We start from the raw sequence: 8,181 nt of genomic DNA on the forward strand, positions 1-8,181 counted from the left end.
AACCTGATCCAGCGCCACCGCGAAGATGACCCGGACAATCCCATCGTCAGCAACGTGCTGCAGGGGGTGAACAGCCTGCGGTATGAGCAGGAACCGACCAGGCCCGCTCGTCGGCGCTTCAAATAACCGCGCACATTTTCGATCCGAATAAACGCCCCTCCCGAAACCCGGGAGGGGCGTTCCCTTCTGTCTGCATTCAAAACTGAGCCGGCAGAGACCTGCTAAAGGCCCTTTTCGGCGGCCAGCCTGAGAGCCCCCGCATCCAGCGGGTCCCCCAGCACCTCAAGATAGCCCCCTAACTGCTTCTGCATGGCCTGCTTGGCCACATCCGACAAAACCCACCCCAGGGGCAGGGGACCCTGCCCATCCCGAAGGGCAAGGGAAAGGTACAGCCCCTTTTTCCTTTGCTTGTTCTGCTGCTCGACCAGGGCGCGCAGGGCAACCCGGGAATAACTCCCGCGGGCATTGCGGGTATTGAGCAGGGTGGCCACCGGGGAGAGGAGCTCGTTGAGAAACTGCCGGGGCGCCGGCTCCCCGTTATCGAAAAGCTTGGGGTCGTTGGAAATCATGATCACCACCGGAAGAATAGTGGACCATTGATTGGGGGGGACCCCCTGTTTCATCGCCGCCAGCACCTCGTAAGCCGTAGCCGCCCCCGAATTTTCAAAATATCCGCCATCGACCAAATGCCCCCAGACCGTGCCGCCAGGGGAACGAACCGTGCCGGCAGGGCTGACATAGGTAAATCGCGCACTGTTGTGCACGGCGCTGCTTAATGGGACCTCGGCACCGGTGATCTCGAAAAAATCCACGGCGTCGGCGAAGGTTTCGCCGTCGATCTTCAGATTGCTGAGGATGACCCGCTTGCCCGTCTCCACCCAGGTGCTGTTGAGAAACAGGGCCGGGACCCGCTCCCCGCCCTGGCGCCAGAGGTTGTCGAACGATTCGCCGAAGCGCCCGTTACGCAGCTGCGCTTCCCACCCCTGCTCCCAGGCTGTTTCCATGGCCCGTGCCCGGTCGAAGGGAGGGACCGCTACAGGGAGAAAGCGCTGAACCAGGTCGGGGTAGAGCATGTAGGCCACGGTGGGAGCCAGGAAGTCGGCGGAAAGAACGGCATGGGCACAGCGCTGCATCGGTCCGGCGCTTTCGCCCTCGCCGCACTGAAGAGCGCCCCTCTCCTGCTCCTCCCGCAGAAGGGCATCAAACACGGCCCCACCGAGGCTCCCCCCGGAAACCCCGCTGATGGCATAGACATGGTCGGCAAAATCGGGATTCAGATCCTGCAATGCCGCCAGAACAATGCCAGACCAGTAAGCCGCCCGGATGCCGCCCCCTTCGGCCGCCACGACAAAGACCGGGTGGGGGGCCTCGCCCGGCCACCTGTCCAGTCGCTGCTGCAGCCATTGGGAAAAGTGATTCCCCACGGTCGGCTTCTCGGACCTCGCTGCCGCAGGTATGGCCGACGGCAGGGTGCGGATCGCGTGGTTATCGTTCCAGAAGCTGAAGAGGACAACGGCAAGGAGCAGGAGCGAGAGGATGGGAATTCGGGCCAGACGGCTGAAATGAACCACCATGCTGCCAAAGGGGATCCAACTCGACGCTGCCAGCAGGAGGATGGTCGCCGTGCCGAAAAAAGCGGCGGCAACCGGCCAGAACAGAAAGAGCAGAAAAAGGAACAGGCTCAGCAGCAGGGATGCGGCAAGAAACAGCTTGGAATTCGTTTCGATATTCCAAATCGAATGCAGGTCGGCAGAAAAGTCCTTCTCGCCGCGATCAACCTTGAACACGGATGCCGCGGACCGAAAAACCGCTCGGTCGGTCAGCTTCGTGTCCATCAACTGGTTGTATATGGCCGAAGACGCCTTACGCCGCAACATCGTGCCGAGATAAAAAAAGACCCCCAGAACCAGGCAGGCATACCCCAGCAGATCCAGCGTCTGGCCGACGTTCAGGATGTCGTTCTCGCCATAAACCATGGCGGCCTTGAAAAATGCCGCAGCCACCGCCAGAAAACCGCCGAGCCCGAGCAGGCGCGGCACGTGCTTGCGCAGGAACCTACGCCGACCCTCCCGCGAAGGACTCAGAGTATCCGGCTCATCAAAGGGAAAACGCAACATCACCCGCGCCCAGTACCAAGCGTTGACCGCCCACACAACCAGCGCGACAAAAAAGAGGATGAGCTTGACCACCGCCCGGGACTTCTCATACTGCCACTCGGCCAGGCCCCGCAGCACGTCCTCCCCTTGCGGCGACAGGAGCAGAAAGGCCAGCCCGGCCAGCAGCATGATCACGCTGAATCGACAGAGCTTCAAAATAGACCCCAGATCCTTGACCCACTCCCACAGAGCCCGGAAAAGCACCAGCACAACGCCGAAAAAACCGCGGTTGACTTCATCCATAAGTCGCCCTCCTCTCGATTATCCGGAACAAAGTATTTCAGCCCCCGGCACGCACGGCAAAACAAACACCCGCCCCCCTCTTTCCAATCAGGCCCTGTCCGCCCCTCCCCACTGATGATACTTAACTATACCTATTTCCTGACGAATTTCAGCTCACTCCCTAAAGGAGACGGGTCGATGATCTTGCCCTGGCTCCCTGCAACACAGGTGATTTATGGCGGCCGGCCGCGACAGAAGACCCAAAACGTGCTCTTCTCGATCGCGAGTCACGCGGGGCGCTTCGGCGGACCGGCTGCGGTTCTGTCGGTACCGGGCGTGACAGCACTGGATCGGCCAGAAGTGGCCGGGCCCTCTGCAGAACAGCCCCACTGCTGTTGACAATGCATAGGTGGCCGGTATATTTACATATTCCTTATTTTCCCTATCAGTCCTGTGCGAAGGAGTTTCCATGAAACGTGTAGCCCTTATTGTTATGACAACGCTCTCCTGCGGCTTTTTCATGGGGTGCGGATCGTTGAACACGGCGAGCGAGCCCCAGGCGAATGCGGTAAAGGTGGCCGCCGGCGCTGACGTGATGACGAAGCCGCCGGAGGATATTGTCGCCGCCGCGGTCGAAGCGAAACCGGAAAGCCTGGAGGAGACCGCCGCCACCGTCGAAGCAATAGCCGAAAAGCCCCAGGTGTTCGCTCCCGGAGCTTTTGAAAATCCCAAGGTTTGCGCACCCTGCCATAGCGACATTTATGATGCCTGGTCGCATTCCATGCATGCCAACGCCTGGGAGAACAAATGGTATCAACCCGACCTTCTTCTGGCTCATCAAGAAACCGAAGGCGCCACCGACCTGCTGTGCGGCGCCTGTCATGCGCCCATTGCGGCGCGCACCGGGCTTTTGCCCCCCGTCGACGGCAGCAAGTTCGATGCGACATCGCGCCGGGGCATCTCCTGCGACTTCTGCCACACGGTATCCGGGGTTTCGCAGATGTCCAACATGGGACATGTTTCGGAACCGGGCAAGGTGAAGCGCGGCCCCCGAGGGGATGGCAGATCGCTCCATCACGAGGTGAACTATTCGGAGATTCACACCAAGGCCGACTTCTGCGGCTCCTGCCACATGGTCATCCACCCCGCAACCGGGGTCCACATCATCGACACCTGGGACGACTGGAAGAACAACGATTACGGCAAGCAGGATATCCGCTGCCAGGATTGTCACATGACGCCCACCCCCGGCATCAGCAAAAGCCCCGGCCGCGCCTCATTAATGGGCAAGCGGCGTGACAATATCGCCTTCCACGGATTTATCGGCGGCAGCTCCTATGTTCAGGACCAGCTGGGCAACCCGCAGCAGGCGGAAATGTCCCGGGAATTCCTGCGCGCCGCCGCCGAGGTCAAACTTGCCGAGAAGGTCACGGATGACGGGACGCTCGAGTTGACCGTCGATGTGCACAATGTCGGCGCCGGGCACAAGATACCCACGGGCACCACCTATATCCGCATCATGTGGCTGCAGGTTGAAGTTGTCGACAACGCTGGCAAACTGGTCTACAGCTCCGGCCACATCGACGACAAAAATCACGTGGACCCCGACGCGGTCTTCTTCCGGGTCCTCTTTCGCGATGCCGAGGGCAATTTGACCGGCAAGAGCTGGCGCGCCCACGGCATCGGGTACGACCGGCGCATCCCCGCCAAGGGGAAGGACAGCGAAACCTATCGCATCCAGCTGCCCGGCAAAGGCGAATACCAGGTCAAGACGCGACTGATGTACCGCTCCGTTGCCCAGGAGTCCCTGGACGAGATTTTCGAGCGGACCGGCGAAGTGCTGCCCCCGGTTGTCAGTGTCGAAATGGCGGCCGCACAGACCAGGGTCAGCTTCTAGCGCCCCGTGCGGTTAGATCGCCGCACGGGACAGTGGCAGGCCGCCGGGCTTCACACAGGCAAAAAGGCGCCGCCCCGATTAATGGGGCGGCGCCTTAGTCACGCATGAACGAGAAAAAAAAAGAAACCCGGGTCGCGGGGGTTGTTCAGGCCACCGCCTGCACCGATTCATTCGCCCTCGCGACGGCCAGGGGCAGGGTAAAATAAACCGCGGTCCCTCGGCCCGGTTCGCTTTCGATCCAGATGCGGCCGCCATGGGCATCAACGATATCCCGGGCGATGCTCAGGCCGAGGCCGACTCCCCCTACCGCTGTGGTTGAGGAATCCACCCGGTAAAACCGGTTGAAGACCATGGACGCCTGCTCCGCCGTCATACCGATGCCTTCGTCACTAACGCAAACCTGGGCAAAGCCGTCCATTCTCTCCGCAGCAATTTTCACCTCCCCCCCCTGGGGCGAATACTTGACCGCATTGCTCAGCAGGTTGCCGAGAACCTGCTCGATCCGCCCGCCATCGCCGGCCACTTCAATCGGCTCGGGACAGCAGTCGAGCGCGATCCGATGCCGTTTGGAGTCGATGAAAAAAAGGCTCACCGCCTGCTGCACCAGGTCATTGAGAGAAAATGGGGTTTTGCTGACACTCAGCACCTGGCCCGAATCAACCAGGCTGGCGTCCACCAGGTCATCGACAATCCGCGACAGGGCAAAGCCCTTTTCGTGAATGCTCAGGCAGAACCCCTTGCGTTCCTCGGGAGTGAACCGCTCGGCGCCTTCGCTGGTCAGCAGCTCGGCATAACCGATCATGGTGGCCAGGGGCGTCTGCAGCTCGTGGGTGGCCATGGAGATGAACTCACGCTTCATCCGCTCGATCGAGCGGTCTTCGGTCACGTCCTGAATCAGCACGACCTTTCCGGCGCCCCTGCCATCCGGCCCGATCAGTTCGGACGTCCGCCCCTGCAGTACCCGCAGCGGCTTCCCGGCGAGCGCGGGCAGCTCGAAATCCTCGTTTTTTTGCCCGGCTCGCCGGCGCAAGAGCAGGTTGAGGTAATCGAGCAGGACGCCATTGGTCACCAGTGACTCAAGCGGCACCCCCCCGCCGACGATACAGAAACGGCAGCCGAGCAAGGCCTCGGCGGCGGGATTCATCAGGGTCACCCGGTCCGCTTCATCAACCACCAGCAGGCCATCGCCGACCGAGCGGAGAATCCCGTTGATCCGGTCTTTTTCGCCCTGCAGCACCCCCACGGTTTCGCTGAGCAAATCCTGCACCACGATCCGCTCGACGACCTCCTCCTTGAGCTTGCGGCACGAATCCTCGAGTTGACCGGTTCGCTCGGCAACCCGGTCTTCCAGGTTCAGGTTCGCGCGTTTTAGCGCAGCTTCCGCCTTTTCACGGCGCCGCATCGTTTCCCGGATCTTGCCGAGCGCCGCGACAATCAGCGCCAGCAGGCCGAGCCCGATGGCCAACTGCAGCAGCAGCGAACGACGATGCAGACGCTGCAGGCTCTCCATCCGCGAAGTGATATCGAAATAGGTTTCAATCGCCCCGCCGAAGGTTCCCTTCAGCATCAGCGGCACATAGGTTTCAACCACATCGATGCTGTAGGAAGCACCCTCGGCGGTCGGCAGGTCTTTCTTGACCACCTTGGAGAAAGTCTGCCCCTGCCGGACGATTTCGTGAAAATACGATTTCTGGTTGATGGTTCCGACTTCTTCGCGCGCCGTGGAGTAGATGATTTCTCCCTGCGGGGAAAAAAAGCGGAGTTTAATCAAGTGAAAGTCGCGCTGCAGCCGCTCAAGCTCGCGGTCGACATGAGGGGGAATGGTCTCCCGGGCCAGCGGCTGCCGGTCAATATCGAGGGAGTGCAGCAGCACCGCGACATAGCGGGCCGCCTCTTGCTGGGTATCCTGCAGCAGCAGGCGCTCATAGGACGGGAAGGTGAAGAACAGCTCGTACAGGGGAGGGGCCAGCGACAACGCCAGCGACAGCAGAAATACAATCCCGAGAAACGTTCTTTTGCGCATATCCACCCCCTCCCGAATGGATAGTTTTGCACAAAACGCGCCAATGAAAGCGGGCCTTCAAGCGCCCCCGCAGGCGGAAAACGGGTGCCCTGGGCGTTTCAGCGGGCAACCACGCCGAATTCGACCCGGTTGCCCGAAGCGCCCTGCTCCTGCGGCCCCTTGTCAAAATCGGGACGCACCAGGAAGAGCCGTTCCGGCGGCACCCCCTGCTCGGTCGTCAGGTAATTGGCTACCGCCGCCGCCCGGGCCCGGGCCAGGCCAGCGAGCTGTTCGGGGCCGACCACGGTGTTGGCCAGAATCAGTTTTTCCATTTCCGCCGCCGGCAGGCTTTTGTTGAACCCGAAAAAATTGCGCGGCTTGGGGAAATCCTCCCGGTCATAGACCTTTTCCAGGTAGCGCTCGACTTCGCCCGGTTCGATTTCCATATCGGCGGCGGTCTGGCCGGAAATATTCCGCTTTTTAGCTACCAGTTCGAGAAACTTCTCCCGCTGCAGCTGCTGCTGCAGCAGGGCCCGCCGATAGCCCTCCGGATCCCGCTCGGGATCGGCAAACCCGGCAATTTCCAGCCGCAGCCCCGGCCGATCCTTCAGCATTTCTGCCAACTTGGCGAGCTTGTCCCGCTCGGCCGGCAGCAGCTCGGCCGTGCCGAAGGGGAAAGCCGCCGCCGTGAAATCCTCGCCGCCGCCAAAGGCCGCCTGCAGCAGTGACAGCGGCGAGGTGGCGGCCTTGACCAGCAGGTTTTTGAGCACGGTCAGGATCACCGACCAGACGCTGAACTCGGGGTCATCGGTGCGCCCCGCCACCGGGATATCGAGACGAATCGCCCCGTGGCGGTCTTTGAGCAGGGCCACCGCCAGCCTCACCGGCAGATTGACCGCCTGATCGCTTTCGACTTTTTCACCAAAGGTGAACTGGTCGAGCAGGACCCGGTTCTGCGCCTGCAGCGACCTGTGGTCGATGCGATATTCGAGGTCGAGAGACAGCTTGCCTTTTTCCACCGCATAGCCAAGGTAGGTTCCGGAGTACGGGGTGGTCGGCGACAGCTCGATATCCTTGAAGCTGATCCTGAGGTCGGCAAACAGCTCTTCTCCCAGGGGATTGAGCTGACCGCCGATCTGCAGCGGCGACAGGTTTTCCAGGTGTCCGCGCAGGTCAACCTCGGCCGGTTCGACACCGTGGGAAGAAATCCGACCGACCCGGCCGCCCAGCTGGTACATGGTGGTGGCGAAAGCCGGCTTCAGATGGCGGTCGGCAAAGGCGACGGTGCCCCCCTGCAAGGTAATGGCATCGATGGAAATCTCCGGGCCGGGGCCGGACTCGACCGGCTCAACGGCGGGAGAAGCCGTGTCCTCGGCCGCGGCCACCACCCCCTGCAGGTTGAGCCGCCCCTGCTCATCGATGGCCAGCTTGGCGGCATAATCGCTGAGGGCGATCCCGTCGACGTGCAGCGCAAAGGGGTTCAACTCACCGCGAATACCGTCGAACTGCAGACTACCCCAGCGCAGCAGCTCCTGCTGGCGCACCCCATCGAGGCAATAGAAGTTGCGGATGCCCAGGCTCCCGGCGAAGGAACCCGCCAAGCCGGCGGCGGAAGGATTCAGCCGGAGCTTCAGCGTGCTGTCCAGCTCGCCGTCGGCCAGCACCAGCCGGACCGAATCGGGCAGGTAGGGGGCGAAATCGGGCAACGCGATACCCTTGAGGCGACTGTCGAGGGTCAGCTGACCGGTCGCCGCGACCACTTCGCCGGAAAGGTCCAGCTGCCCTGCGCGCCCGTAGCCGGCCTGCAGCCGAAACGGGCTGGTCGCCGGCTCGGGGCCGGCGAGATTGCTCAGCGACAGCTCGATGTCGCTGAGCAGGTGGCGGACCGGTTTTTTCGGCACCCG

Annotated in this window: 4 protein-coding genes; 1 reads left to right on the forward strand and 3 read right to left on the reverse strand. The window is 61.8% G+C overall.

Annotation, left to right across the window (positions count from 1 at the left end):
- Positions 1-221 precede the first annotated feature (221 nt).
- On the reverse strand, positions 222-2,399 hold the full coding sequence (locus ABYV89_RS12000; RefSeq protein ID WP_432823193.1) for a hypothetical protein: 2,178 nt from the start codon (positions 2,397-2,399) through the stop codon (positions 222-224).
- A 448-nt stretch (positions 2,400-2,847) separates the two neighbouring features.
- On the opposite strand from ABYV89_RS12000, the gene ABYV89_RS12005 reads away from it, so the two are divergent.
- The gene (locus ABYV89_RS12005; RefSeq protein WP_432823194.1) at positions 2,848-4,275 is read left to right on the forward strand and encodes a multiheme c-type cytochrome; all 1,428 of its coding nucleotides are present in this window, start codon (positions 2,848-2,850) and stop codon (positions 4,273-4,275) included.
- Positions 4,276-4,420: 145 nt separating this feature from the next.
- Here ABYV89_RS12005 and ABYV89_RS12010 read toward each other — a convergent pair whose 3' ends face one another.
- Together ABYV89_RS12010 and ABYV89_RS12015 are read right to left on the reverse strand one after the other, a co-directional pair.
- On the reverse strand, positions 4,421-6,298 hold the full coding sequence (locus tag ABYV89_RS12010; RefSeq protein WP_432823195.1) for an ATP-binding protein: 1,878 nt from the start codon (positions 6,296-6,298) through the stop codon (positions 4,421-4,423).
- A gap of 98 nt (positions 6,299-6,396) precedes the next feature.
- Positions 6,397-8,181 (reverse strand): DUF748 domain-containing protein (locus tag ABYV89_RS12015; protein WP_432823196.1); only part of this gene is annotated, 1,785 nt, incomplete at its 5' end.

This window comes from Trichloromonas sp. (genome assembly GCF_041583255.1).
GTDB lineage: Bacteria > Desulfobacterota > Desulfuromonadia > Desulfuromonadales > Trichloromonadaceae > Trichloromonas.

Excerpts from the sequence above, each read along its gene's own strand:
- ABYV89_RS12010 (WP_432823195.1), bottom strand. The coding sequence starts at position 6,298 with ATGCGCAAAAGAACGTTTCTCGGGATTGTATTTCTGCTGTCGCTGGCG.
- ABYV89_RS12005 (WP_432823194.1), top strand. The coding sequence starts at position 2,848 with ATGAAACGTGTAGCCCTTATTGTTATGACAACGCTCTCCTGCGGCTTT.
- ABYV89_RS12000 (WP_432823193.1), bottom strand. The coding sequence starts at position 2,399 with ATGGATGAAGTCAACCGCGGTTTTTTCGGCGTTGTGCTGGTGCTTTTC.